Below are 25,194 nucleotides of genomic sequence, written 5' to 3' on the forward strand. Positions count from 1 at the left end.
CGGCCATCTATCAGCGGAAGTTTTCACTCCTGTCGCTGGTCATGTCGTACAGACCAAACTTACGTCCAAGCTGCTGGCCGCCATCGCGTGTTAACGGCGTCCAGCCAATCGCCGCACGACTGCGGGTTGGGCCTGACGAGAACAGATCCAGCGGTACAGAAACGTACACCCCTTTGGTAAAATCACCCTCTCCGTACTCATCCGGCGAGGCGTCGGTGATGGTCGCATAACCACCCACCACTACGCCGCTGTCAAAGCGTTTCGCCACTTCCAGCGTTCCGCCCTTATCCCCCGCCAGATACTGCCCCACGCTGGCTTTCACCAGTACATCCTGGGCGAACGAAGGATTCCAGTAAGCCGTCAAATGCCCGGTCTTCACGCTGTAGTCGGTGAACTTCATCATGTCCTGCGCGCTACGCCAGTCACGCTGTTTCACGTAGTTGGCATCAACACCAAACGCCCAGTTGCTGTCCAGCGGGCGATACAGCACTTCTGCCCCCGCTCCGCCGTACATAGTTTCCAGGTAGCCACCGTAAACCTGTCCGTAGAACCCGTTGCCGAGTGACTGGAAGTAGTTGGCCTGCAGGTTATTCACGTAGACATCGTTTTGCACATACTCACGCACATGGGTACGCACGCGTGGTAAATGCGAATCCTGCGGCGGGTTGGTGTAGTTAAACTTGTCATAGTTATTGGCGAGGTTGGCGAACAAACTCCCGGTGGTCAGCAGATGATCGGTAACCCACAAATCCGCCGTTCCCATCACGCCCAACTGATACATATAGAAGTTTTCCGGGCCGCCCACCGACTGATTTAGCACCGGATCGATGTGGAAATTGAAGCGTGACTTATCAATATACCAGCCCTGCTCGGTCGTTTTCGGTACCACGGGCTCGACGCGTTTTTGTGCCAGTTGAGTTTCATGGCCCAACGGCTCGCCTTCCAGATGGCGCTTGAGGCTGGAAACCTCCGTTTCGGTCGTCACCTGCGGCAAGTTAAGGCGGTTTTCCGTAATGTGGATCGTGCGGATCCCATCGGGAAGATCGTTCATCACGATCCGGTTAGCACGCTCGATCCCTTCGCGCGAATCACGGTATTTCACCTGTTCACCCGTCACATACAGCGTATCGCCCTGCACCTGAATTTTAGGATCCGCCAGCCCGGCATTATATTTCAGCAGCGTTAACTGATTCGCCACCACCGAATGTTGCAGGATGGCATCCTGCGGCTGTGGTTGATATTTCGGGCGGGTATTGTCGTTATAGTTTGGTCGCAGATCGTTAAAGTTAGTCCGCAGCGTGACCCCAAACATCAAGGTGTTCCCGCGCTCATAGCTGAGGTTAACGTCGGCCCAATCGGTGACGCGATAAATAGCGCCGACGTTAAACTTGCTCTTCTGCTCCAACTTGCCGGCAAAATCCTGCTGGTAATTATTACCTTCATACTCCAGTTTCAGGCGCAGCGGCTGCCAGGGAGTCTGATACTCTACGCCGCCAAACAGCGACGCCGGGCCGTGGAACATCTGGCTACCGTCAATAGAACCGGCCTGCTTGTAGCTGTTATCGCGATGGCAGAATTTATCACTGTATGAGCAAAACGGGTTGCTAACGTTGCCGCTGGTCCCGAGATATCCCCAGCCAAGGCCGAGAGAGAAATCAAACGGGCCCCAGGCTTTGTTCGCCACCACATACTCCGCATCAAACAGTCCGGTACCACCGATATCCCGCGCGCCAACCGCCACCTGTGGCATCCAGTAGCTCTCTTCCCACAGGCGAAGTTTGAGATCAAAAGCCTTATCTTTATAAGTCTGATCGCCAGAAAACGACTCCACGCCGCTGTATTTTTTGGTACGCACATCGGTATAGCGCAGGGTAGTTTCCAGCCAGGGGAAGAGTTGTACCGACGCAGAGTAGTAACGGTATTGATCGTTATCGCGGTAGTTAAGGCTCATTTCGCCTTCACGCGCCATGCGTGCGGTTGGGGTTTGCAGCAGTCCCACGCCGCCAAAATCGGACTGGGAAGGTCCAATGGGCGCGGGCCAGGTTTCACCGTGGCAGGCAACGCTTACGCCCAGCGCCAGTAAGCTGAGCAGATAAGTTTTTCTCATTATTCGGGTATCCGCTGGGTCAGGGTGCGAAGAATGACGGCATTGATTTCATCCGGGGTGCCGCGCCAGACAGCATCAGAGAGTCCGACAAAAATGATGCTGCCGGGCATCGGCTCAACGTGACGTTTGTTCCAGTAGGCGACCGGGACTTTTTGCGTGCGTCCGTCGGGATAGATGACCCAGGCGTAGCTACGATCTGCGCCGCTGAGCCGACGTTGCCCATCGAGATAGCTGGCGATATCGCGCCCGGGCATAAACGGTTGTTTACCCGGATGACTTAGCAGGCCAAACAGCGTTATATCCGTTGGCTGCGGTCCGACCCACAGCGTGTAATTGCCCTGCAACGGCGGGTTGCCTCGCTCACTGACGCGCACAACATCCGGGTCGAGATTAATCTTCTGTCTGCCGGTCACCTTCAGCGCCTGAATTTGCTGGCGCAATGCGTTGATAGCCGCGGCATCGTCACCACTTGCTTCAGCGCTGAGCATCGCCAGACGAGCCAGTAATGCCTGCTGCTGACGCTCTGCTTCCGTCGTTGCCCGCTCTTCGCTGATAACCGCTCCTGGCCACCAGCTATTACTCAACCGCGGCTGCCCAACCAGGTCGAGCAGATGTTCGGCCCCGGTCAACGTTTTTGGCTCTTCGCTGGCGGAGGTAAAGACCTTAACGCTACCCGCAGCAAAAACTGACGCTGCGCTCAGGCTCAATAGCAGCGCCACAACGGCTCGTTTCATCATGATTTTGCCGCCTTAATCAGCGTGGTTTTCACCGGGAAGTAACGTGCGCCAAGATACTGTTCCGATTGGCGAATCTGCCCTTCGCTGTCGATCCAGTAGCGGTTATGCCAGTGCGTTTGATCGGTGGTGACTTCTTCGTCAAGGATTCGTACTGGCGTATCTTCGCTACCAACCTTAATGGTGTCAGTGCCATCCCATTCGAAAACCGAGCGGGCGGTGGCATAGCGCACCTGCTGATGCTCGGTCCAGCCCATCGTGCGGGTCCACGTTGCCCCATCGACTATCTGGTTTGGTTTGATGAGCGGATCTGCCGCGAGATTATTCACCTCGATCAGGTTATCCCCGCCGAGATGGGTTTTCACCATGCGCCCAGACTGCGTGACGAGAATGGCCCGATCCTGAGTCACCCATTTCTGCTGTCCGTTTTCCGCGAACGCGAGTACCACAAACAGTTGTGGGCCGCCGTTGAGCTGCATGTACTGGCTGGCGTAGGGCATGTTTTTGATTTCATCGTCCGTCATCTGTACGCCGGGAGTACCAAACACGCTATCCCATAGCGAATGACCCAGCCCTTCGGTGGTGGCTGAGCACGCCTGTAATAACAGGCAAACCATTATCAGCGCTGGTCGCTTCACGACATTTCTCCGCAGCGGCAAAATAACCACACCGAAGTGTGGTTAGAATTAAACGTACCGGTATTACTGGGTACTGGTGGTTGTGGTGGTTGTGGTTCCGGTGTTAGAACCATCGCCGCCACCGGTTGCCGCAAGAGCAACCCCCACCGCAGAACTTACGGTGCTCACGCTGGTTGCGGAGGAACTTCCTGCCGAAACCGACGCGGCAGCCGACCCTGCAGCCTCACCCACCTGAACGGGGGCAGCATAGACAGAAGTCGCCGCAAGCGCAGATATAGCCCAAAGGCCATACAGAACTTTTTTCATCACAAATTCCCTTCATTGTATGAATGGAGATTTACCCAAAAGAATTTCGGGCGAGATCGAGTATACACAAGCCAAAGTGTGCAAATTACGCCAGGCGGGAATTTAGGATAATTAGATAGCAAGAAATAAAATGATTAACGTAAGATAATTAATTCAATATAATCATAAAGTTAAAATACAAAAGCAAAAACAAAACATCCGGTAATTCTGAAAAAACCAGAAACACGATAACGTTGAATGAATTATTTTAGGATTAAGCTCAATAAAGGTGTAAAGCAAAAGCGTAGATATTCGGGCGCCAGATTATAAAAAAGCCGATATTAATATCGGCTTTTTTTATAAGTAATCTGCAAATTCATTCGAATTGCAGCAAGACGGCAAGATCGTTAATCCCCGGGAGCATAGATAGCTATGTGACCGGGGTTAACGAACGCAGCCAACAGCGCTGCGGCTCGAAGGAAGAAGCAGATTAACGCCAGGACTTATAACGGTTAATCAAACCGTTAGTTGAGCAATCATGGCTGGTGATTTCTTTATCATCATTCAGCTCTGGCAGAATGCGATTCGCCAGCTGTTTGCCCAGCTCAACGCCCCACTGGTCAAAGGTGAAGATATTCAGGATCGCGCCCTGAGTGAAGATTTTGTGCTCGTACAGCGCAATCAGCGCACCCAGGCTGAACGGTGTGATTTCGCGCAGCAGGATGGAGTTAGTTGGACGGTTACCTTCGAACACTTTGAACGGCACAACGTGGTCAAGCGTTGCCGGATCTTTACCCTGGTCGCGGTATTCCTGCTCAACCACTTCACGAGATTTACCAAAAGCCAGCGCTTCGGTCTGGGCGAAGAAGTTAGACAGCAGTTTCGGATGGTGATCCGACAGCGGGTTGTGGGTGATTGCCGGAGCGATGAAATCGCACGGAACCATTTTGGTACCCTGGTGAATCAGCTGGTAGAACGCATGCTGACCGTTAGTACCCGGCTCACCCCAGATGATTGGGCCTGTCTGGTAATCCACCGCATTGCCGTTACGGTCAACGTATTTACCGTTGGATTCCATATTGCCCTGCTGGAAGTAGGCCGCGAAACGGTGCATATACTGGTCGTACGGCAGAATCGCTTCGGTTTCAGCACCGAAGAAATTGTTGTACCAGATACCGATCAGCGCCAACAGCACCGGCAGGTTTTTCTCCGCCGGAGTGGTGGAGAAGTGTTTGTCCATGGCGTGCGCGCCAGAAAGCAGCTCAACAAAGTTGTCGAAGCCCACAGAAAGGATGATGGACAGACCGATTGCAGACCACAGGGAGTAACGACCGCCAACCCAGTCCCAGAACTCGAACATATTGGCGGTATCAATACCGAACTCGCCAACCGCTTTACCGTTAGTGGAGAGAGCTGCGAAGTGCTTGGCAACGTGCTTGTTGTCGCCAGCGGTCGCCAGGAACCAGTCGCGCGCGCTGTGGGCGTTAGTCATGGTTTCCTGAGTGGTGAAGGTTTTGGAAGCGACCAGGAACAGCGTAGTCTCCGGATTCACTTTCTTCAGCACTTCGGCAATGTGCGTACCATCGACGTTAGACACAAAGTGCATGTTCAGGTGATTTTTGTACGGGCGCAGCGCTTCGGTCACCATGAACGGGCCGAGGTCTGAACCGCCGATACCGATGTTCACGACATCAGTAATGGCTTTACCGGTATAGCCTTTCCAGCTTCCGGAGATAATCGCTTCAGAGAAGGATTTCATCTTCTCCAGCACCGCGTTCACTTCCGGCATCACATCTTTGCCGTCAACGATGATTGGAGTGTTGCTACGGTTGCGCAGCGCCACGTGCAGCACGGCACGATCTTCAGTGCGGTTAATTTTCTCACCGGAGAACATGGACTTGATGGCGCCTGCCAAATCGGTCTCTTTCGCCAGATCCTGCAGTTTAGCCAGCGTCTCTTCAGTGATGCGGTTTTTGGAGAAATCCACCAGCATCAGATCGTCAAACGTTGCGGAAAATTTAGTGAAACGATCGCTATCTTTCGCGAACAGATCCGCGATAGTAACGTCTTTCATCTCTTCAAAGTGTTTTTGTAGTGCCTGCCAGGCTGAGGTCTGCGTTGGATTGATGTTTTTCATTAGCAATACTCTTCTGATTTTGAGAATTGTGACTGAGATCGATTGTAACGCCAGTCACAGAAAAGTGTGATTGTTTTAATGCCATCGCCCTTGTATCCATCGAACCAGGGTAAAAAGTATAGATGTTATAAGCGCTGTTACTGAACGGAAACGCAGCATGAAAAATCCGCATAATCCCAGCGTTGACAGTGCAAGCTACACATTTTATTTATAAATACGGTATTTGCATTTGCGCCTGCACCGGTTTTCGTTCTGCCTTATGTGCCATGGTCGCTCTATTCATTCCCTGACACGAGGTAGTTATGACTGATGTAGTTGTCTCCAAGTTTGGCGGTACCAGCGTGGCGGATTTTGATGCCATGAATCGCAGCGCTGATGTGGTGCTTTCTGATGCTAACGTCCGTGTAGTGGTGCTTTCCGCTTCCGCTGGAATTACCAACCTGCTGGTCGCACTGGCTGAAGGGCTGGAGCCAACCGAGCGCTTCGAAAAACTCGACGCCATTCGTCAAATTCAGTTCAATATTCTGGAACGCCTGCGTTATCCAAACGTAATTCGTGAAGAGATTGAACGTCTGCTGGAAAACATCACCACGCTGGCAGAAGCGGCGTCACTGGCGACCTCAACCGCCCTGACCGACGAACTGGTCAGCCACGGTGAACTGATGTCTACCCTGTTGTTCGTCGAAATCCTGCGTGAACGCAACGTACAAGCGCAGTGGTTTGACGTGCGTAAAGTGATGCGCACCAACGATCGTTTTGGTCGCGCAGAACCCGACGTCGCGGCGCTGGCTGAACTGGCAACGCTTCAGTTGGCCCCGCGTCTGAGCGAAGGTCTGGTAATCACTCAGGGTTTTATCGGCAGCGAAGGCAAAGGCCGCACCACCACGTTGGGGCGCGGCGGTAGCGATTATACAGCCGCCCTGCTGGCCGAAGCGCTGCACGCAACGCGCGTCGATATCTGGACCGATGTTCCAGGCATTTACACTACCGATCCGCGCGTTGTTCCTGCTGCGCAGCGTATTGATGAAATCGCCTTTGAAGAGGCCGCGGAAATGGCGACCTTTGGCGCGAAAGTGCTGCACCCGGCAACCCTGTTGCCGGCCGTACGTAGCGATATCCCGGTATTTGTTGGCTCCAGCAAGGATCCAAAAGCAGGCGGTACGCTGGTCTGCAATAAAACCGCGAATCCACCGCTGTTCCGTGCGCTGGCGCTACGCCGTAAGCAGACGCTGCTGACGCTGCATAGCCTGAATATGCTGCACTCTCGCGGCTTTTTAGCAGAAGTGTTCGGCATCCTTGCACGCCACAATATCTCGGTAGATTTAATTACCACATCTGAAGTCAGCGTAGCGCTGACGCTGGATACCACCGGTTCAACCTCCACCGGCGATACGCTGTTAACGCAGTCTCTGCTGATGGAACTGTCTGCCCTGTGCCGGGTTGAAGTCGAAGAAGGCCTGGCGCTGGTGGCGTTGATTGGCAACGACCTGTCCAAAGCCTGCGGCGTGGGTAAAGAGGTGTTTGGTGTACTGGAGCCGTTCAACATCCGCATGATTTGCTACGGCGCGTCCAGCCATAACCTGTGCTTCCTGGTGCCCGGTAGCGAAGCCGAACAGGTGGTACAGAAGCTACATCATAATTTGTTTGAATAATATTTCATCACGCGATAAACAATAACTATAGCCGGGCTCGAACCCGGCTTTTTTATAACAACACAACACATTTCAATCGCAAGGAAGATAACATGCTCGCTACTCTCACGCGGCTGTTCCCGTTATGGGCGCTGCTGCTCTCTGTTATTGCGTATTACACGCCCTCCACCTTTACGCCTGTCGGGCCATTCGTACCGTCGTTGCTGATGCTGATCATGTTCGGCATGGGCGTTCACCTGAAGGTGGACGACTTTAAACGCGTACTCTCACGCCCCGCTCCGGTCGCGGCGGGTATTTTCTTGCACTATCTGGTGATGCCGCTCGCCGCATGGATTTTGGCGCTGGCATTTAATATGCCGCCGGAACTGTCGGCAGGGATGGTGCTGGTCGGTAGCGTCGCCAGCGGAACCGCATCGAACGTCATGATCTATCTGGCAAAAGGTGATGTGGCGCTCTCCGTGACTATTTCATCGGTTTCAACGCTGGTCGGCGTTGTCGCCACGCCGCTGCTGACACGGCTGTATGTCGACGCGCATATCCAGGTGGATGTGATGGGTATGCTGCTGAGTATTCTGCAGATCGTGGTCATTCCGATTGCTTTGGGGCTGGTCATTCACCATCTGTTCCCACGCGTCGTAAAAGCCGTGGAACCGTATCTGCCGGCGTTTTCTATGCTGTGCATCCTGGCGATCATCAGCGCCGTCGTGGCGGGGGCCGCCTCGCACATTGCGTCTGTCGGCTTTGTGGTGATTATCGCCGTGATCCTGCATAACACCATTGGCTTGCTCGGCGGCTACTGGGGCGGAAAACTGTTTGGTTTCGACGAGTCAACCTGTCGTACGTTGGCTATTGAAGTGGGCATGCAGAATTCAGGGCTTGCCGCTGCGCTGGGCAAAATCTACTTTGGCCCGCTTGCGGCGCTGCCCGGCGCGTTGTTCTCGGTCTGGCATAACCTTTCCGGTTCGCTGCTGGCAGGTTACTGGTCCGGTAAACCGATTGAAGAAAAAGAACGCCGCTAATTGGCGGCGGCAGGCCGGATAGCGGCTAACACCTTATCCGGCCTACCCAGCCTCTGCACTTTGCCGTACACTGCGGATATCGGCTAACAGAGGGCACCCTTATGGCACTCCCCCGCATTACCCAAAAAGAGATGACCGAGCGCGAACAGCGTGAACTGAAAACGCTGCTCGACCGCGCGCGCATTGCGCATGGTCGGCTGCTAACCAACGCTGAGACCAACAGCATCAAGAAAGAGTACATCGATAAACTGATGGCCTTGCGTGAAGCAGAAGCTAAAAAAGCCCGCCAGTTGAAGAAAAAGCAGGCTTATAAACCGGATGCGGAAGCATCATTTTCCTGGTCAGCGAATACGCCAACGCGCGGCAGACGTTAACGCCCTTTCTTCTTACGCCCCGGCGAGGTAAAACGCTTCCCGTTTGCCGCCGGGCGCGATTTCTCTTTCTCAGCCGATTTTTCGATTTTCACCACCGGGCGCTTAATGCCTGCGGTTTTTGGCTTCGCTTTCGCCTTCGGTTTGGCTTCTGAGGACGAGTTCTCAATCAGCTTGAACAGGTCGATCAGTTCGTCATCCGTCAGGTCGCGCCATTCACCCAGCGGCAGGCCGGACAGACCAACGTTCATGATACGTGTACGCTCAAGCTTAGTAACTTCATAGCCAAAGTGCTCGCACATACGACGGATCTGGCGGTTCAGCCCCTGAATCAGCGTGATGCGAAACACAAACGGCGCTTCTTTCTTGACCTTACATTTCTTGGTAACGGTGCCAAGGATTGGCACACCGGCACTCATCCCACGGATAAAGTCATCAGTGACCGGCTTATCTACCGTCACCAGATACTCTTTTTCGTGATCGTTACCGGCACGCAGGATTTTATTCACCAGGTCGCCGTGGTTGGTCAGAAAGATAAGCCCCTGGGAATCTTTGTCCAGACGACCGATTGGGAACACGCGCTTGCTGTGGTTAACGAAATCAACAATGTTGTCGCGTTCGCTGTCTTCAGTGGTGCTGACAATCCCTACCGGCTTGTTCAGCGCGATAAAAACCAGATCTTCCGCTTCACGCGGCTCAATCAACCGACCATTCACTTTTACGACGTCGCCAGGCATCACCTGATCGCCAATGGTGGCGCGTTTACCATTCAGGAAGACATTCCCTTGTTCGATAAAGCGATCCGCCTCGCGGCGCGAGCAGATTCCGCTTTCACTGATGTATTTATTTAATCGGATGGATGAGTCGGGCAGCATAATTTCTCCTTTGACAGCGAAATATACCCTACCTTGCGGGGGATAAAAAAGCAGAGCGTGAAAATGTGCTATCGCATCTGATTACGTAATGCCTGCGGGCTGATACCAAATCGTTTTTGAAAGTGGTAACGCAAAGAGTTTGCGCTGCCGAACCCGGTTTGCTGCGCGATCTGCTCAATACTGATATGGGATGTATTGAGCGCCTGCTGCGCACGGTTTAGCCGTTCATTCATCAGCCAACGTGCGGGAGTAAGCCCCGTTGACTCCTGAAATCGCCGCATCAACGTTCGGGGACTCATACCGACCTGGCTGGCCAGAGCGTCAAGAGTATGCTTCTGCGCGATATTGTTATGTAACCAGTCAAGCAAAAGACCAAAACGCTGGCTTTCCCGACTGCGGGCGACAGGACGCAATTGTTGCTGAGTCTGGCTGCCATCCCTGTGGGGCTGCAGCACCAGGCGACGGGCCACGTTATTGGCAATCTCAAGTCCAAAATCAGTGCGCACCACATGCAAACATAAATCAATCCCTGCCGCACTACCTGCCGAAGTGAGCACGTCGTGGTCACCGACATACAGGACATCTTCCACGACGTTGATGGCGGGAAAGCGTCGCTGGAGTTCACTGACGTAACGCCAGTGCGTCGTCGCCTTACGCTCATCCAGCAAACCTGCCGCAGCCAGAACAAATACACCAGAACAGATAGAGATGATTCGACAACCGCGTTGATGTGCTTCACGAAGCGCATCGCATAATGCTTCCGGGACCGGTGAGCTCACGTCACGCCAGCCAGGAATGACAATAGTGTCCGCTTCCTGCAGCAATTCATATCCACCGTCCACCACGATACGAACCCCGCCAGTTGCCCTTAATTCACCTTGATCAACCGAAGCCACGGCAAAACGATACCAGCGCTCTCCCAGTTCAGGTCGCGGAAGCCCAAAAACTTCCACTGCGACGCCAAACTCGAAAGTACATAGCCCGTCATAAGCGAGTGCAACGACCAACGGGCGAGAAGATGTTGTCATGATCCTGGCGGAATCTGTCATGGTCAGAGGGTGTTTCGAGGTTAATTTTTTGATGAGATAAGAGGTAACACAACAGCTGATTTCACCACAAGAGAAAACAACAATATGAGTACCGTAACTGATATTCCAGCCGCTTCATCTGCACAAGCTATCGCCCATTTCCAGCAACGTCTGAATATGGAGACGGATTGTTCTGACGTTCATTCCGCGATGGCTGCTGACGACAAAGATTTTGTGCTTTTACATGTAGTGGGGAGTGCAGAGAGTTTTTCCCGTTGTCATATCCCTGGCGCGATTCATCTTCCCCATCGACTGATAAATACGGAATCCTTGAAAAAATGGCCACAGGACACACTGTTTGTCGTCTATTGCGCTGGCCCACACTGTAACGGGGCCGATCGCGCGGCGCTGAAGTTGGCGCAGCTAGGTCGACCGGTGAAAATAATGATTGGTGGTATTAAGGGCTGGGAGGACGAAGGCCTGGCGTTTGCCACTACGCAAAAGGACGCTGTTTCAATAGATTGACGTTGTTAAGTCCGAACGGGCTTTTCCAACAGGAGGTTGTGGTTAACCCGTTCGGCTTTCCCCCCTTCCAACATCGTGAGCCATATCAGTAAGGCGTTACGCTGATAGTGGTAGCATTAGCGTGGTTTGTAATTTTCTGATTACATGGAGAAATGATGGAACTGCTTTTATTGAGTAACTCGACGCTGCCGGGCAAAGGCTGGATGGAACATGCGCTACCACTGATTGCTGAGCAGCTGAATGGTCGCCGTACGGCGGTGTTTATTCCGTTCGCTGGCGTGACGCAAACCTGGGATGAATACACGGCGAAAACGGCAGCCATCTTTGCGCCAATGGGCGTCAACGTTACTGGCATTCATACCGTTGCCGATCCGATCGCTGCCATTGAAAACGCAGAGCTGGTGATTGTCGGCGGGGGTAACACCTTCCAGTTACTGAAAGAGAGCCGCGAGCGCGGACTGCTGGCGCCGATTGTGGATGTCGTCAAACGCGGTGCGCTGTACATCGGCTGGAGCGCAGGTTCTAACCTCGCCTGCCAGACCATCCGCACCACCAACGACATGCCGATTGTCGATCCAAAAGGTTTTGATGCCCTGGGTCTGTTCCCGCTGCAGATTAACCCACATTTCACCAATGCGCTTCCGGAAGGCCACAAAGGCGAAACGCGTGAACAGCGTATTCGCGAGCTGCTGGTTGTGGCACCAGAGCTGACGGTAATTGGTTTGCCGGAAGGAAACTGGATTAAGGTGAGTAACGGCCAGGCGGTTCTTGGCGGTCCGAACACCACTTACGTCTTTAAAGCGGGTGAAGACGCGGTTGCCCTCGAAGCAGGTCACTGCTTCTAACCGACGTTGCCGGATAACGGCATAAATGCCTTATCCGGCCAACCGGTCCACCTCACTCAATAATCGTCGCGCTCATCGTCCTCATCCGGCTGTTCCAGCACGCTATAGGCCACGGAACAAAACAGCGAGTTCAGACGCTGCATATCGCCCAGCAGCGCCAGGTGCAAGGAGCTGGTCTCGATGCTCTGCACGTTCTGCTGATGCAGACGGTCAACGTGCGCATGCGAATACCGACGGTTGAGAATACGGAAACGGTGCTTGCTACGGCGCAGACGTCGGGCGCTGGTCACGTCACCAGAGAAGAACACCGACATCGCCAGTTGCAGATTGCTGAGCAGTTGATCGAAGAGCGCATCCAGCTCTTTCAATCCTTCCACGGAGAATGCGCGACGGGCAGCCAGCGACTTATCCGCTATCTCACTGCCCATACGTTCGACAATATCGGAAGCCTGCTCGAGGTTAAGCGACATTTCGATAATCTCCGCCCAACGGCGTGATTCCTCTTCCGCCAGTTCATCCTTTGGCATCCGCGCCAGATAGAGCTTGATTGCCGTGTATAGCACGTTAATGTCGTCCGCCATCCTGCGCAGCTCTTTCTCTTCACGCGGCTCGCCGTGCATCACCTTCTTCAGCCCGTCCATCATCTGCTCCATCGCGTCGCCGATGCGCAGAGCTTCACGAGCGGCATTGGCCAGGGCCAGCGTCGGCGTATCCAGCGCACTGACGTCCAGATGCTTGGGCTTCAGATGCGCGTCCAGCTCCGGCTCATCGCGGATAATGCGCTTACAAAAACGCGCCATCGGTTCTGCGAACGGCACCATCGCCACACAGCGCACCAGGTTGTAGAAGACATGGAAGTAAATAACCAGTTCAGATTTCGGCAGCGGCAGTTCATCCATCAGATTTGCCAACGGATGAACAAACGGCAGGATAATCAGGCTTCCCACCAGCTTAAACAGCAGGCTACCGAGCGCCACACGGCGGGCGGCGGCGTTAGCGGCGCTGTTATTAAGCATCGCCAGCAGGCCAGAGCCGAGGTTGGCGCCAATCACCAGACACAACGCCACCGGGAACGAGATAATGCCTGCCGCGGTCAGCGTTGCCGTCAGCAGCACCGCCGCAAGGCTGGAGTAACTGATAATCGCGAACATAGCGCCAATCAGCGCATCCAGCATGATATCGCCGGTGAGCGAGGCGAAAATAACCTGTACGCCGTTAGCCTGGGTGATCGGTGTTACCGCCTGCACAATCAGTTCCAGCGCCAGTAAAATCAACCCCAGTCCAATACCAACCCGCCCCAGTTGCCCCACACGGGACTGCTTACGTCCGAGAAAGAAGATCACGCCGATAAAAATCAGCAGTGGCGACAGCCAGGAGAGATCGAAGGTCAGGATACGCGCCATCAGCGCGGTCCCGACGTCGGCGCCGAGTACAATCACCAGCGCAGGGGTGAGCGCGACGAGGTCCTGCGCGACAAACGAAGTGACCAGCATGGTAGTGGCGTTGCTGCTTTGTACCAGCGCCGTCACGCCGATACCCGCACAAAAGGCGAGCGGCTTCTTTTCAACACTACGGCTGAGTACGGTACGCAAGCGGGCGCCGAAGACGCGCATCACGCCGGTGCGCACAATATGAGTCCCCCAAACCAGCATAGAGACAGCAGAAAGCAGGTGTAACAGAGTTAGCACGGAATCAGGTTCTCCTTATCGTTATATGTTCCTGAGGTTCATAGCGATGACATAACACCTGATGACGCCACGCTTATCAGGCCGACAAAAATGTGCCATCCGGCAAGCAGTACCGATGAACGTTCTTTCAGTATAAGGGTTTAAACGTAATAAAGAGACAAGGCACTCATTGAGTGCCCTGTTTGTTGTAAATAAAGATGACAGTTTTGTGAATCAGTCAGCGTCATAGCCCAGATTAGGCGCTAACCAACGTTCGACTTCCGCCACGCTCATGCCTTTACGGAAGGCGTAATCTTCAACCTGATCGCGCTGGATTTGCGCCACGGCGTAGTACTTGCTGTCTGGATGACTGAAATACCAGCCGGAAACCGACGCACCTGGCCACATCGCGAAGGATTCGGTGAGCTTCATCCCGGTGTGCGCTTCTACATCCAGCAGTTCCCAGATGGTGGCCTTTTCGGTGTGTTCCGGGCAAGCCGGATAGCCCGGTGCCGGGCGAATTCCCTGGTAGTTTTCGCGGATCAGCTCCTCGTTACTGAGGTTCTCATTCGCCGCATAGCCCCAGTAGACTTTACGCACGCGCTCGTGCAGATATTCCGCGAACGCTTCCGCCAGGCGGTCGGCGATCGCTTTCACCATGATCTTGTTGTAGTCGTCATGCTGGGCTTCGAAGGCGTCCGCCAGTGCATCTTCCTCCAGACCGCCGGTAACTGCGAAAGCACCGATGTAATCCGCTTTTCCGCTCAGTTTCGGCGCAACAAAGTCAGACAGGCAGTAGTTGGCGAAACCGACTTTTTCCGTCTGCTGGCGCAGGTGATGACTGACGTTGATAACGTGCGTACGCGTCTCGTCACGGTAAATCTCGATGTCGTCCCCCACGCGGTTAGCCGGGAACAAGCCCACCACGCCGCGCGGATTCAGGGTTTTCTCAGCGCTGAGTTTATCCAACATGTCATTGGCGTCTTTGAACAGACGTTTCGCCTCTTCTCCCACCACCTCATCTTCGAGGATGCGCGGGTATTTCCCGGCCAGCGACCAGGTCATAAAGAACGGCGTCCAGTCGATGTAGTTGCGCAGCGTTTCGATGCTGGCTTCAACGCTCTGTACGCCGAGGCGGTGCGCCACCGGCGGCGTGTAGTTTTCCCAGTCGAAGGCCAGATCGTTGTCGCGGGCAGCCTGTAACGTTACTGGTGGGGTCCGCGGTTTCTTACGCGCATGCTGGATACGCACGGTTTCGTACTCTTTACGCGTACGGGCGACAAAGTCATCGCGCTGAGTGTCAGAGAGGAGTGCGGCGACTACGCCAACGGTACGCGAGGCGTTCTGCACATAAACCGTCGGACCACTGTAGTTCTGCTCTATTTTCACCGCCGTGTGCGCTTTTGAGGTGGTCGCGCCGCCAATCAGCAACGGAATAGTGAACCCCTGACGCTCCATCTCTTTCGCCACGTTGACCATTTCGTCCAGCGACGGGGTAATCAGCCCGGAAAGACCAATCAGATCGGCATTCACTTCACGTGCCGTTCTGAGGATTTTCTCCGCTGGCACCATCACGCCAAGATCGACGATTTCGTAGTTGTTACATTGCAGCACCACACCAACGATGTTTTTGCCGATATCGTGCACATCGCCTTTCACGGTAGCAATGACCATCTTGCCGTTGCTGGAGCCTTTCTCTTTGCTGGCCTCAATATACGGTTCGAGGTAGGCCACCGCCTGCTTCATCACGCGGGCGGATTTCACCACCTGCGGCAGGAACATTTTGCCCTCGCCAAACAGATCGCCAACCACGTTCATCCCGTCCATCAGCGGCCCTTCAATCACCTCGATCGGACGCGCGGCCTGCTGGCGAGCTTCTTCAGTATCCTGCTCAATAAATTCGGTAATACCTTTCACCAGCGAATATTCGAGGCGCTTTTTCACGTCCCAACTGCGCCATTCCGCCATCTGGGCATTGGCAGTGTCATCAGTTTTGCTACCGCGATATTTCTCAGCCAGCTCCAGCAGACGCTCGGTGCCATCGTCACGACGGTTGAGGATCACATCTTCAACCGCATCGCGCAGCTCGGCGGGCAGGTCGTCGTAAATCGCCAGTTGTCCGGCGTTGACGATCCCCATGTCCATGCCGTTGCGAATGGCGTAGTAAAGGAATACCGCGTGAATGGCTTCACGAACCGGGTCGTTACCACGGAAGGAGAACGACACGTTGGAGACGCCGCCGGAGATCAGCGCGTGCGGTAGTTCGCGTTTGATGTCCTCACAGGCGCCGATAAAGTCCTGCGCGTAGTTATTGTGCTCATCAATCCCGGTCGCGACCGCAAAGATGTTCGGGTCGAAGATAATGTCTTCCGGCGGGAAGCCTACCTCTTCGGTAAGAATTTTGTACGCCCGTCGGCAAATCTCAATTTTACGCGCTCGGGTGTCGGCCTGCCCCTGCTCGTCAAAGGCCATCACCACCACTGCGGCACCGTAGCGTCGCAGCAACTTCGCGTGGTGGATAAAGGTCTCAACCCCCTCTTTCATCGAGATGGAGTTAACGATGCCTTTACCCTGAATGCACTTCAGCCCTTTTTCGATGACGTCCCATTTCGAGGAGTCGATCATAATCGGCACGCGGGCGATATCCGGCTCACCGGCGATAAGGTTGAGAAAACGCACCATCGCCGCTTCGGCGTCGAGCATCCCCTCATCCATGTTGATATCGATAATCTGTGCGCCGCTTTCCACCTGCTGACGGGCGACATCCAGCGCTTCGTTGTATTTCTCTTCTTTGATCAGTCGCTTAAATTTCGCCGAACCGGTGACGTTGGTACGCTCGCCGACGTTCACAAACAGGCTATCGTCGCCAATATTCAACGGTTCAAGGCCAGACAGACGGCAGGCTACCGGGATTTCCGGCAAGCGGCGCGGCGGCAAGCCTTCCACTGCGCGGCTCATCGCGGCGATGTGTTCCGGCGTGGTGCCGCAGCAGCCGCCGACCACGTTGAGGAAGCCCGCTTGCGCCCACTCGCGTATTTGCGCCGCCATGGTGTCGGCATCGAGATCGTATTCGCCAAAGGCGTTCGGCAACCCGGCGTTCGGGTGCGCGGTAACGTAGCATTCGGCAATGCGCGACAGTTCCTGCACGTACTGGCGCAACTCGTCCGGGCCTAAGGCGCAATTCAGACCGAAGGTCAGCGCATCGGCGTGGCGCAGTGAGTTATAGAACGCTTCGGTTGTCTGACCGGAGAGCGTACGCCCGGAAGCATCGGTGATGGTGCCGGAGAGCATAATCGGCAACTCAACGCCCAGCGCTTCAAATTCGGTTTTAACCGCGAAAATAGCGGCTTTGGCGTTCAGGGTATCGAAGACGGTTTCAATCAGGATCAGGTCGCTGCCACCTTCCACCAGCGCTTTGGTGGATTCACGGTAGGCGGCCACCAGCTGATCAAAGGTAATATTGCGGTAAGCCGGGTCGTTGACGTCAGGCGAGATAGACGCCGTACGGTTGGTTGGGCCGAGCACGCCCGCGACATAACGCGGTTTTTCCGGTGTGCGTGCCGTCCATTCGTCTGCCGCTGCGCGCGCCAGTTTGGCTGCCGCAAAGTTGATTTCCGCCGACAGGGATTCCATCTGGTAATCCGCCATGGCGATAGTCGTGGAGTTAAAGGTGTTGGTTTCGATGATATCCGCGCCCGCCTCAAAATAGGCGTTATGGATGGCGGCGATCACCTCAGGTTTGCTGAGCACCAACAGGTCGTTGTTGCCTTTCAGATCGCACGGCCAGTCGGCAAAGCGTTCGCCGCGGAAATCCTCTTCGCTCAGACGATATCCCTGGATCATGGTGCCCATACCGCCGTCCAGCACCAGAATACGTTCATTTAACTGCTGACGTAATTGTTCAACTTTGCTGCTCACACTCGCTCCCGACAACGCTCAACCAGACCGAAAAAAACTCAACAGACCATACTGGCACAAACCTGAGAGGTGGAAAAGAGAACAACGGCCAACATGAGACATGTTCAGCTTCACTCATCCGATCAGTACAGGAATTCTTGCATTATAATTGAATAAAACGAAAATGATTTCCACGATACAGAAAAGGAGTCCGCCATGGTTGCCACAATCCCCGCGAAACGCGGTAGAAAACCCGCCGCTGCTACCACGCCTGCAACCGGGCAGGTTCAGTCTCTGACCCGCGGCCTGAAGCTACTGGAGTGGATTGCGGAATCCAACGGCAGCGTGGCGCTAACCGAGCTGGCACAGCAGGCCGGCTTGCCAAACTCCACGACTCACCGTTTGTTGACCACCATGCAGCAGCAAGGATTTGTCCGTCAGGTGGGTGAGTTAGGCCACTGGGCCGTGGGTGCGCATGCGTTTATCGTCGGCAGCAGCTTTTTGCAAAGCCGTAATTTGCTGGCGATTGTCCACCCGATCCTGCGCAAGCTGATGGAAGACTCCGGTGAGACGGTAAACCTGGCCGTGCTGGATCAAAGCGACCATCAGGCCATTATTATCGACCAGGTGCAGTGTACCCAACTGATGCGCATGTCCGCGCCTATCGGCGGCAAACTGCCGATGCACGCCTCCGGTGCGGGTAAGGCGTTTTTATCCCAACTGAGTGAAGAACAGGTGACTGGCCTGCTGCACCGTAAAGGGCTGCACGCTTACACCCACGCCACGCTGGTGTCGCCGGTGCATCTGAAAGAGGATTTAGCCCAGACGCGCAAGCGCGGCTACTCCTTTGATGATGAGGAGCATGCGCTGGGTCTGCGCTGCGTGGCGTCGTGCATTTATGATGAACACCGCGAGCCGTTTGCCGCTATTTCCATCTCCGGACCCATTTCGCGCATTACCGACGATCGAGTGACCGAGTTTGGTGCCATGGCGATCAAAGCGGCGAAAGAAGTCACGCTGGCATACGGCGGATTTCGTTAAGAAAGGGTTGCCGGACATCAAGCCGCAAATCTGATGCAAAACCGCTGTTTGCGCCGGTAGGCGTAAACATCTTCCACGTGTCCTTCACGGATCCGCGTTTGCAGACCTCGCCAGTAGTCGGCGCTGAACAGGTCAGCATGCATCTCTTCAAATAGCGGCCCGATACGCGGGTCAGCGCATAGCCAGTGACGAAACTCTTCCGGGAAGACATCCCCCGGCGATACGCTATACCACGGTTCGGCGCTCATCTCATCTTCCGGGTAGCGCGGCGGCGGGATATGGCGGAAATTCACCTCCGTCATGTAGCAAATTTCATCGTAGTCGTAGAACACCACGCGCCCGTGGCGAGTCACGCCGAAGTTCTTAAACAGCATATCACCGGGGAAAATATTGGCGGCGGCCAGCTGACGAATGGCATTACCGTACTCTTCAATTGCATCGCGCAGTTGCTGGCCTTCGACCTGCTCCAGCCAGATATTCAGCGGCACCATCCGTCGTTCGATATACAGATGGCGAATGACAATCTGCTCGCCGAGATCGGTAATTTTTTCCGGGGCTTCCTGTAGCAACAGCGCCATCAGCGACGGATCGATTTGCCGTTTATCCAGCACAAAGTTCTCGAACTCCTGAGTGTCAGCCATCCGCCCGACACGATCGTGCTCCTTGACCAGTTGATAACAGGCGCGGACGTGGGCGGCCGACATCTCTTTTTGCGGCGCAAATTTGTCTTTGATGACTTTAAAGACGCGGTCGAAGCCTGGCAGGGTAAATACCAGCATCACCATGCCGCGGATCCCCGGCGCTTCGATAAATTGCTCATCGCAATGGGCAAGATAGAGCAGATATTCGCGGTAACTTTCGGTCTTCGCGTGTTTCTGACAGCCGATCGCCATATACAATTCAGCGGTGGTTTTACCGGGCAGGATCTCGCGCAGCCACTCCACTAACGCGGCGGGCAGTGGGGCGTAAACCATAAAATACGAGCGGGCGAAGCCAAACACGATACTGGCTTCCGCCGTCGTGGTCAGGCAGGTATCGACAAACAGTTCACCTTCGTCAGTACGGTGAATTGGCAGTAAAAACGGCAGCGTCCCGGAAGGGGTAATCAACTTCCCGACCAGCCAGGCGGCCTTGTTGCGATAAAACAGTTCGTTCGCCACCTGCAAATGACTGCGCTGCAACACATCCGCCCCCAGCGTTTCGGTCAGGTGTTCGATGATGTAGTGGATATCCCGATGTCTGTTCTGCCACGGCAGACGCAAGGGCAGATCGCTGAGGACGCGCGTAAGCAGCCACTCCCAGCCGGTATCGGGAAAAAAGTCTTTCGCCAACGGGCGTGGGATCGTGCGAAAACGGCGCTCTGGCTGAGAGCTGAAAATAAACAGTCGCTCGGGAGTCAGCGAGCGGTGGTCAAATAACCGGCAATAGACGGAGTTAAAGAAACTCTCCGCAATCTCGAAGCGTGGATAATCTGGCAATAGCCGGGTGTAATGCTCTTTCACGCGAAGTAAAAAATCCGCGTCGGTACTTTTGCCATCAGTAATGCAGCGCAGTTGCTCCACCACCAGACCCACATGATGATCGTAAAGGTGGATACGGCTTTTCATCGCCTGCTGAACCGCGTGCCAGTCGGCATGTTCAAAACGCTGCTGCGCGCCGGAGGTCACTTCCAGAAAACGCCCGTACTGGGCGTCGAAACCTTGCAAAATCGTCTGAGCAATCAGTAATTCCAGGCCACGCGTCATCAATTTCTCCCATCCGGCACAATGTCATGCCGGATGGCGCATTCGCTTATCCGGCCTACATCCCTTCGTAGGCCCGGTAAGCGCAGCGCCACCGGGCATTGATCAAAACTGCGATTCTTCAGTCGAGCCGGTCAGCGCGGTCACTGAAGAAGTGCCGCCCTGAATGATGGTGGTTACTTTGTCGAAGTAGCCTGTCCCTACTTCCTGCTGATGGGACACGAAGGTGTAACCATCTTTAGCCGCCGCAAATTCCGGCTGCTGAACCTTCTCAACGTAGTGGCGCATGCCCTCACCCTGCGCATAGGAATGCGCGAGGTCGAACATGTTGAACCACATGCTGTGGATACCCGCCAGCGTAATGAACTGGTATTTGTAACCCATATCAGACAGCTGTTGCTGGAAGCTGGCAATGGTTTTGTCATCCAGGTTTTTCTGCCAGTTAAACGATGGCGAACAGTTGTAGGCCAGCAGTTTGCCTGGAAATTTCGCATGAATAGCATCGGCAAAGCGCTTCGCCAGTTCGAGGTCCGGCGTGGAGGTTTCACACCACACCAGATCCGCATACGGTGCGTAAGCCAGACCACGGCTGATCGCCTGCTCAATGCCCGCATGCGTACGATAGAACCCTTCGCTGGTACGCTCGCCAGTGATGAACTCGCTATCGTATGGGTCGCAATCAGACGTAATCAGATCGGCTGCGTCAGCATCGGTACGCGCAATCACCAGCGTCGGAACGCCCATAACGTCTGCAGCCAGACGGGCTGCCACCAGTTTCTGGATAGCTTCCTGAGTCGGCACCAGGACTTTGCCACCCATGTGACCACATTTTTTCACCGATGCGAGCTGATCTTCGAAGTGAACGGCCGCTGCACCAGCCTCAATCATCGATTTCATCAGTTCAAACGCGTTCAGTACCCCGCCAAAACCCGCTTCCGCATCGGCAACGATCGGCAGGAAGTAATCCACATAGCGCGGATCGTTCGGCTCAATACCGGTTGACCATTGGATCTGATCGGCACGACGGAATGTGTTGTTGATCCTGTCCACCACCGCCGGAACGGAGTTCGCTGGATACAACGATTGATCCGGATACATGCTGGACGCCAGGTTGGCATCTGCCGCCACCTGCCAGCCTGAAAGGTAGACCGCTTCAATACCAGCTTTCGCTTGCTGCAGCGCCTGACCACCAGTCAGCGCACCGAGGCTGTTGATATAACCTTTCTTCGATTCGCCGTGTAGCAGACGCCACATTTTCGCCGCGCCAAGCTGCGCCAGCGTGCATTCCGGGTTGACCGAGCCACGTAATTTCACCACTTCCTCCGCGCTATAGGGGCGGGTGATGCCTTCCCAGCGCGGTTGAGTCCATTCTTTCTGTAATTCTTCGATTTGTTGAGTACGGGTTTTCATGTGCAGATGCTCCATTAGGATAAATTGTGGGTAAATTAGGCCAACAGGCGGTAGCCCGGTAACGTCAGGAAGTCAATTAACTCGTCGGAAGTGGTGATTTGCTCCATCAGGCGCGCGGCATCGTCAAAACGCCCGCTGCTGTAGCGGTGTTCCCCCAGTTCGTCCTGAATCACCAACATCTCTTCGGCCAGCATCTGGCGGAACAACGGTTTGGTAACCGGTTTGCCGTTGCTGAGCGTTTTCTGGTGGTGGATCCACTGCCAGATGGAAGTACGAGAGATTTCGGCGGTGGCCGCATCTTCCATCAGACCATAAATCGGTACGCAGCCATTACCGGAGATCCACGCTTCGATGTACTGCACCGCGACACGAATGTTGGCACGCATGCCTTCTTCAGTACGCTCACCTTCACAGGGTGCCAGCAATTGTTCTGCGGTAATCGCCGCATCTTCTTCACGGGTCACGAACAGCTGATTTTTATTTTCACCGAGTACGTCGTTGAACACCGCCATTGCGGTATCTGCCAGTCCTGGATGGGCAATCCATGTGCCGTCATGACCGTTATTGGCTTCCAGCGCTTTGTCCGCTTTTACCTTGGTCAGAACCTGGTTGTTACGTTCCGCATCTTTGCTGGGAATGAACGCGGCCATGCCGCCCATCGCGAACGCGCCGCGTTTATGACAGGTTTTGATCAGCAGACGCGAATACGCACTGAGGAATGGCTTATCCATCGTCACCACCTGACGATCCGGCAACACGCGATCCGGGTGGTTCTTCAGTGTTTTGATATAGCTGAAAATGTAGTCCCAGCGACCGCAGTTCAGGCCCACAATGTGGTCACGCAGCGCGTGCAGAATTTCGTCCATCTGGAAAACGGCTGGCAGCGTTTCAATCAGCAGGGTCGCTTTAATTGTGCCGCGCGGCAGATTAAAGCGATCCTCTGCATAGCTGAACACTTCACTCCACCATGCCGCTTCTTGCCAGGCCTGCGTTTTGGGTAGATAGAAATAAGGGCCACTGCCTTTTGCCAGCAACGTTTTGTAGTTGTGGAAGAAATAGAGGGCAAAGTCGAACAGGCTGCCCGGGATCGATTCGCCACGCCAGGTGACGTGTTTTTCCGGCAGATGCAGACCGCGAACGCGGCACACTAACAGGGCCGGATTGGGTTTGAGTTGATAAATTTTACCGGCTTCGTTGGTGTAGCTAATGGTGCCATTGACTGCATCGCGCAAGTTGATCTGCCCGTCGATAACTTTGCTCCACTCAGGAGCCAGCGAATCTTCAAAATCAGCCATAAAGACTTTGACGTTCGCGTTCAGCGCGTTGATAACCATCTTGCGCTCAACCGGTCCGGTAATCTCTACACGGCGATCCAGTAAATCATCAGGAATACCGCGAATTTTCCAGCTGCCTTCGCGAATGGAAGCTGTTTCCGAAATAAAGTCAGGCAACTTACCGTCATCAATATCCTGCTGCTGCTGGATACGTGCAGCCAGAAGTTTATTCCGCTTTGGCGTAAATCTTGTCACCAGCTCGGTCAGAAACTCCACCGCCTCAGCGGTCAGAATCTGCTGTTCCTGTTCGCCACGCGGCCTGGTGAAGATCAGTTCATCGGTTGTCGTTGCCTGTTGATTCATTGCGTAGTTCCTCGTCATTGATCCAAACACATCCCCAATGCGAACGAAGGATCGTTGTGCGGTTTTCGTTCAGCACAACTAAGACTACTCATTTAAATTTCAAAATCAAAAACAATTTCCATTTTTAATTTAATTATCAATTAACCTATTGATAACAATATAAATAAAATTTAATTACACAGTGAGGTGCGTTTCGGAAATAAAAAAGGCACCCGAAGGTGCCTGATTCAACATGCTGAAACGCTTAAGGATCGTCTGTTACAGAAGATTAATCCAGCGTTGGATTCATGTGACGTAGATCATATGGCGTGATCTGGTAAACGTAATAGTTGAGCCAGTTGGTAAACAACAGATTGCCGTGGCTACGCCAGGTTGCCCGCGGTTTATTTTGCGGGTCATCTTTTGGGAAGTAGTTATAGGGCACTTCCGGCGTTAAGCCCGCTTCGACGTCACGAAAATATTCACTGCCGAGTGTATGAGCGTCATATTCAGGATGGCCCGTTACGAAGGCAATACGTTTATCTTTGCTGGCAAACAGGTAGGCATCTCCCTCTTCTGTTTCGGCAAAAATCTCGAGATCGGTGTAGTCCCTGATAAGGGCAGCAGGAAAATCGGCATAGCGCGAATGCGGGGCCAGGAACGCATCATCAAATCCACGCGTCAGCAGCGCATGAGGATGAAGAATATGGTGCTCATAGACGCCTGAGAGTTTATCCGTACGGGTTTGCTTGGGAATTCCGTACAGGATATTCAATGCGGCTTGCACCGCCCAACAGACAAAGAGCGTCGATGTAACATGATCTTTCGCCCATTCAAGCACTTGTTTAATCTGCGGCCAGTAAGCCACGTCATTAAATTCAACCAGACCCAACGGCGCGCCGGTCACGATCAGTCCATCAAAGTTCTGATCGCAGATATCCTCGAAATTACAGTAAAAGTTATTCAGATGCTCCGTAGGGGTGTTGCGTGACTCGCGGGCATCAATGCGCAATAGCTGAACATCTACCTGCAGCGGGGAGTTAGACAGTAAACGCAGGAACTGGTTTTCCGTTTCAATCTTCTTGGGCATCAGGTTGAGGATGAGCACCTTCAGTGGACGAATTTCCTGACCAGAAGCGCGAGATGACGTCATCACAAAGACGTTTTCCTCACGCAAGAAATTGACGGCGGGTAGCTCGTCCTGCACGCGAATTGGCATAACCTGATAACCTCACTACATACGTTTAAACGTTTAGACATCCAGATAGCTGAAGATACCCAGGAATCATGCGAATGTCGAGCCTGCATCCTCAAGTTGAGAAAGTTTCACGGCTCCTTGCTGTAGATTAGTGCAGTAAAGAAAAAAGGAGAATGCTATTCGTCGTTCGCGTAACAGGCAATGTGCTGCCGGGAGAGCCAGGTGTGCTGCGCTTCTCAGGCCTGCACACCGGTTACAACAGTATGGGCTGGATAAAACGGTACGCTGCATCCGGCAGTTCTCACTCCCTGCAGACGCAAAAAAGCCCATCCGGCAGGATGGGCTTCTTCACTTATTTGATGCCTGGCAGTTTATGGCGGGCGTCCTGCCCGCCACCCTCCGGGCCG

At 54.1% G+C, this 25,194-nt stretch carries 20 protein-coding genes; 7 read left to right on the forward strand and 13 right to left on the reverse strand.

Annotation, left to right across the window (positions count from 1 at the left end; genetic code table 11):
- Window positions 1-10: 10 nt before the first annotated feature.
- From ABIE10_RS22395 to pgi, 5 genes are all read right to left on the reverse strand, one after another.
- Window positions 11-2,107: a YjbH domain-containing protein gene (locus tag ABIE10_RS22395; protein WP_429157097.1), complete on the reverse strand. Its 2,097-nt coding sequence runs from the start codon at window positions 2,105-2,107 to the stop codon at window positions 11-13.
- Window positions 2,107-2,844: a capsule biosynthesis GfcC D2 domain-containing protein gene (locus tag ABIE10_RS22400; RefSeq protein WP_429157099.1), complete on the reverse strand. Its 738-nt coding sequence runs from the start codon at window positions 2,842-2,844 to the stop codon at window positions 2,107-2,109. The genes ABIE10_RS22395 and ABIE10_RS22400 overlap by 1 nt, the downstream gene beginning before the upstream one ends.
- Window positions 2,841-3,479 carry a YjbF family lipoprotein gene (locus ABIE10_RS22405; protein WP_429157100.1) on the reverse strand — a complete coding sequence of 213 codons (639 nt, stop codon included), beginning with the start codon at window positions 3,477-3,479 and terminating at the stop codon, window positions 2,841-2,843. The genes ABIE10_RS22400 and ABIE10_RS22405 overlap by 4 nt, the downstream gene beginning before the upstream one ends.
- Before the next feature lie 63 nt (window positions 3,480-3,542).
- Window positions 3,543-3,785: an exopolysaccharide production protein YjbE gene (yjbE, locus tag ABIE10_RS22410; RefSeq protein ID WP_003826562.1), complete on the reverse strand. Its 243-nt coding sequence runs from the start codon at window positions 3,783-3,785 to the stop codon at window positions 3,543-3,545.
- A 469-nt stretch (window positions 3,786-4,254) separates the two neighbouring features.
- On the reverse strand, window positions 4,255-5,901 hold the full coding sequence (gene pgi / locus ABIE10_RS22415; RefSeq protein ID WP_019077879.1) for a glucose-6-phosphate isomerase: 1,647 nt from the start codon (window positions 5,899-5,901) through the stop codon (window positions 4,255-4,257).
- 302 nt (window positions 5,902-6,203) lie between these two features.
- On the opposite strand from pgi, the gene lysC reads away from it, so the two are divergent.
- The 3 genes from lysC to ABIE10_RS22430 all read left to right on the forward strand — a co-directional run bounded on the left by lysC (window position 6,204) and on the right by ABIE10_RS22430 (window position 8,946).
- Window positions 6,204-7,553: a lysine-sensitive aspartokinase 3 gene (gene lysC, locus ABIE10_RS22420; protein WP_016155333.1), complete on the forward strand. Its 1,350-nt coding sequence runs from the start codon at window positions 6,204-6,206 to the stop codon at window positions 7,551-7,553.
- Between the two features lie 92 nt (window positions 7,554-7,645).
- A complete protein-coding gene (gene panS / locus ABIE10_RS22425) occupies window positions 7,646-8,572 on the forward strand; it encodes a ketopantoate/pantoate/pantothenate transporter PanS (protein WP_429157105.1) in 927 nt (308 codons plus the stop codon).
- A gap of 101 nt (window positions 8,573-8,673) precedes the next feature.
- Window positions 8,674-8,946 (forward strand): DUF3811 domain-containing protein, encoded by a 273-nt coding sequence (locus ABIE10_RS22430; RefSeq protein ID WP_003826541.1) that lies wholly within the window; start codon window positions 8,674-8,676, stop codon window positions 8,944-8,946.
- Here the strand turns inward: ABIE10_RS22430 and rluF are convergent.
- Window positions 8,943-9,818, reverse strand: a complete 876-nt coding sequence (gene rluF / locus ABIE10_RS22435; RefSeq protein WP_016155331.1) for a 23S rRNA pseudouridine(2604) synthase RluF — start codon at window positions 9,816-9,818, stop codon at window positions 8,943-8,945. The genes ABIE10_RS22430 and rluF overlap by 4 nt on opposite strands.
- 68 nt (window positions 9,819-9,886) lie before the next feature.
- The gene (gene ftrA / locus ABIE10_RS22440; RefSeq protein ID WP_429157107.1) at window positions 9,887-10,867 is read right to left on the reverse strand and encodes a transcriptional regulator FtrA; all 981 of its coding nucleotides are present in this window, start codon (window positions 10,865-10,867) and stop codon (window positions 9,887-9,889) included.
- A gap of 84 nt (window positions 10,868-10,951) precedes the next feature.
- On the opposite strand from ftrA, the gene ABIE10_RS22445 reads away from it, so the two are divergent.
- A complete protein-coding gene (locus ABIE10_RS22445; RefSeq protein WP_019077882.1) occupies window positions 10,952-11,371 on the forward strand; it encodes a rhodanese-like domain-containing protein in 420 nt (139 codons plus the stop codon).
- Between the two features lie 155 nt (window positions 11,372-11,526).
- Window positions 11,527-12,216: a dipeptidase PepE gene (pepE, locus tag ABIE10_RS22450; protein WP_016155430.1), complete on the forward strand. Its 690-nt coding sequence runs from the start codon at window positions 11,527-11,529 to the stop codon at window positions 12,214-12,216.
- Between the two features lie 56 nt (window positions 12,217-12,272).
- Here the strand turns inward: pepE and ABIE10_RS22455 are convergent, their stop codons facing one another.
- Both ABIE10_RS22455 and metH read right to left on the reverse strand, forming a co-directional pair.
- Entirely contained in the window at window positions 12,273-13,904 is a 1,632-nt protein-coding gene (locus ABIE10_RS22455) for a Na/Pi cotransporter family protein (RefSeq protein WP_016155327.1), read from the reverse strand.
- A gap of 213 nt (window positions 13,905-14,117) precedes the next feature.
- Window positions 14,118-17,801: a methionine synthase gene (metH, locus tag ABIE10_RS22460; RefSeq protein ID WP_047415532.1), complete on the reverse strand. Its 3,684-nt coding sequence runs from the start codon at window positions 17,799-17,801 to the stop codon at window positions 14,118-14,120.
- 195 nt (window positions 17,802-17,996) lie between these two features.
- Here metH and iclR point away from each other — a divergent pair, with 195 nt between their 5' ends.
- A complete protein-coding gene (iclR, locus tag ABIE10_RS22465) occupies window positions 17,997-18,821 on the forward strand; it encodes a glyoxylate bypass operon transcriptional repressor IclR (protein ID WP_047357748.1) in 825 nt (274 codons plus the stop codon).
- A gap of 17 nt (window positions 18,822-18,838) precedes the next feature.
- On the opposite strand, the gene aceK is transcribed toward iclR, so the two are convergent.
- The 4 genes from aceK to metA form a co-directional block, all read right to left on the reverse strand.
- The gene (gene aceK, locus ABIE10_RS22470) at window positions 18,839-20,566 is read right to left on the reverse strand and encodes a bifunctional isocitrate dehydrogenase kinase/phosphatase (protein WP_016155427.1); all 1,728 of its coding nucleotides are present in this window, start codon (window positions 20,564-20,566) and stop codon (window positions 18,839-18,841) included.
- A 102-nt stretch (window positions 20,567-20,668) separates the two neighbouring features.
- Window positions 20,669-21,973, reverse strand: a complete 1,305-nt coding sequence (aceA, locus tag ABIE10_RS22475) for an isocitrate lyase (RefSeq protein WP_016155323.1) — start codon at window positions 21,971-21,973, stop codon at window positions 20,669-20,671.
- Window positions 21,974-22,008: 35 nt separating this feature from the next.
- Window positions 22,009-23,610 (reverse strand): malate synthase A, encoded by a 1,602-nt coding sequence (gene aceB, locus ABIE10_RS22480; RefSeq protein ID WP_410400710.1) that lies wholly within the window; start codon window positions 23,608-23,610, stop codon window positions 22,009-22,011.
- Between the two features lie 268 nt (window positions 23,611-23,878).
- Window positions 23,879-24,808: a homoserine O-acetyltransferase MetA gene (gene metA, locus ABIE10_RS22485; RefSeq protein ID WP_016155321.1), complete on the reverse strand. Its 930-nt coding sequence runs from the start codon at window positions 24,806-24,808 to the stop codon at window positions 23,879-23,881.
- A gap of 152 nt (window positions 24,809-24,960) precedes the next feature.
- Between metA and ABIE10_RS22490 the strand changes: the two genes are divergently transcribed.
- On the forward strand, window positions 24,961-25,194 hold a 234-nt coding region (locus tag ABIE10_RS22490; protein WP_429157111.1), incomplete at its 3' end, for a hypothetical protein.

Source organism: Citrobacter sp. 506 (genome assembly GCF_050434985.1).
Taxonomy (GTDB): domain Bacteria; phylum Pseudomonadota; class Gammaproteobacteria; order Enterobacterales; family Enterobacteriaceae; genus Citrobacter; species Citrobacter braakii.

What these genes read in the sequence shown, in the direction of transcription:
- ABIE10_RS22445 (WP_019077882.1), top strand. Translation starts at nt 10,952, where the DNA reads ATGAGTACCGTAACTGATATTCCAGCCGCTTCATCTGCACAAGCTATC.
- aceK (WP_016155427.1), bottom strand. Translation starts at nt 20,566, where the DNA reads ATGACGCGTGGCCTGGAATTACTGATTGCTCAGACGATTTTGCAAGGT.
- ABIE10_RS22430 (WP_003826541.1), top strand. Translation starts at nt 8,674, where the DNA reads ATGGCACTCCCCCGCATTACCCAAAAAGAGATGACCGAGCGCGAACAG.
- pepE (WP_016155430.1), top strand. Translation starts at nt 11,527, where the DNA reads ATGGAACTGCTTTTATTGAGTAACTCGACGCTGCCGGGCAAAGGCTGG.
- ftrA (WP_429157107.1), bottom strand. Translation starts at nt 10,867, where the DNA reads ATGACAGATTCCGCCAGGATCATGACAACATCTTCTCGCCCGTTGGTC.
- aceB (WP_410400710.1), bottom strand. Translation starts at nt 23,610, where the DNA reads ATGAATCAACAGGCAACGACAACCGATGAACTGATCTTCACCAGGCCG.
- pgi (WP_019077879.1), bottom strand. Translation starts at nt 5,901, where the DNA reads ATGAAAAACATCAATCCAACGCAGACCTCAGCCTGGCAGGCACTACAA.
- yjbE (WP_003826562.1), bottom strand. Translation starts at nt 3,785, where the DNA reads ATGAAAAAAGTTCTGTATGGCCTTTGGGCTATATCTGCGCTTGCGGCG.
- lysC (WP_016155333.1), top strand. Translation starts at nt 6,204, where the DNA reads ATGACTGATGTAGTTGTCTCCAAGTTTGGCGGTACCAGCGTGGCGGAT.
- panS (WP_429157105.1), top strand. Translation starts at nt 7,646, where the DNA reads ATGCTCGCTACTCTCACGCGGCTGTTCCCGTTATGGGCGCTGCTGCTC.
- aceA (WP_016155323.1), bottom strand. Translation starts at nt 21,973, where the DNA reads ATGAAAACCCGTACTCAACAAATCGAAGAATTACAGAAAGAATGGACT.
- iclR (WP_047357748.1), top strand. Translation starts at nt 17,997, where the DNA reads ATGGTTGCCACAATCCCCGCGAAACGCGGTAGAAAACCCGCCGCTGCT.
- rluF (WP_016155331.1), bottom strand. Translation starts at nt 9,818, where the DNA reads ATGCTGCCCGACTCATCCATCCGATTAAATAAATACATCAGTGAAAGC.
- ABIE10_RS22400 (WP_429157099.1), bottom strand. Translation starts at nt 2,844, where the DNA reads ATGATGAAACGAGCCGTTGTGGCGCTGCTATTGAGCCTGAGCGCAGCG.
- metA (WP_016155321.1), bottom strand. Translation starts at nt 24,808, where the DNA reads ATGCCAATTCGCGTGCAGGACGAGCTACCCGCCGTCAATTTCTTGCGT.
- ABIE10_RS22395 (WP_429157097.1), bottom strand. Translation starts at nt 2,107, where the DNA reads ATGAGAAAAACTTATCTGCTCAGCTTACTGGCGCTGGGCGTAAGCGTT.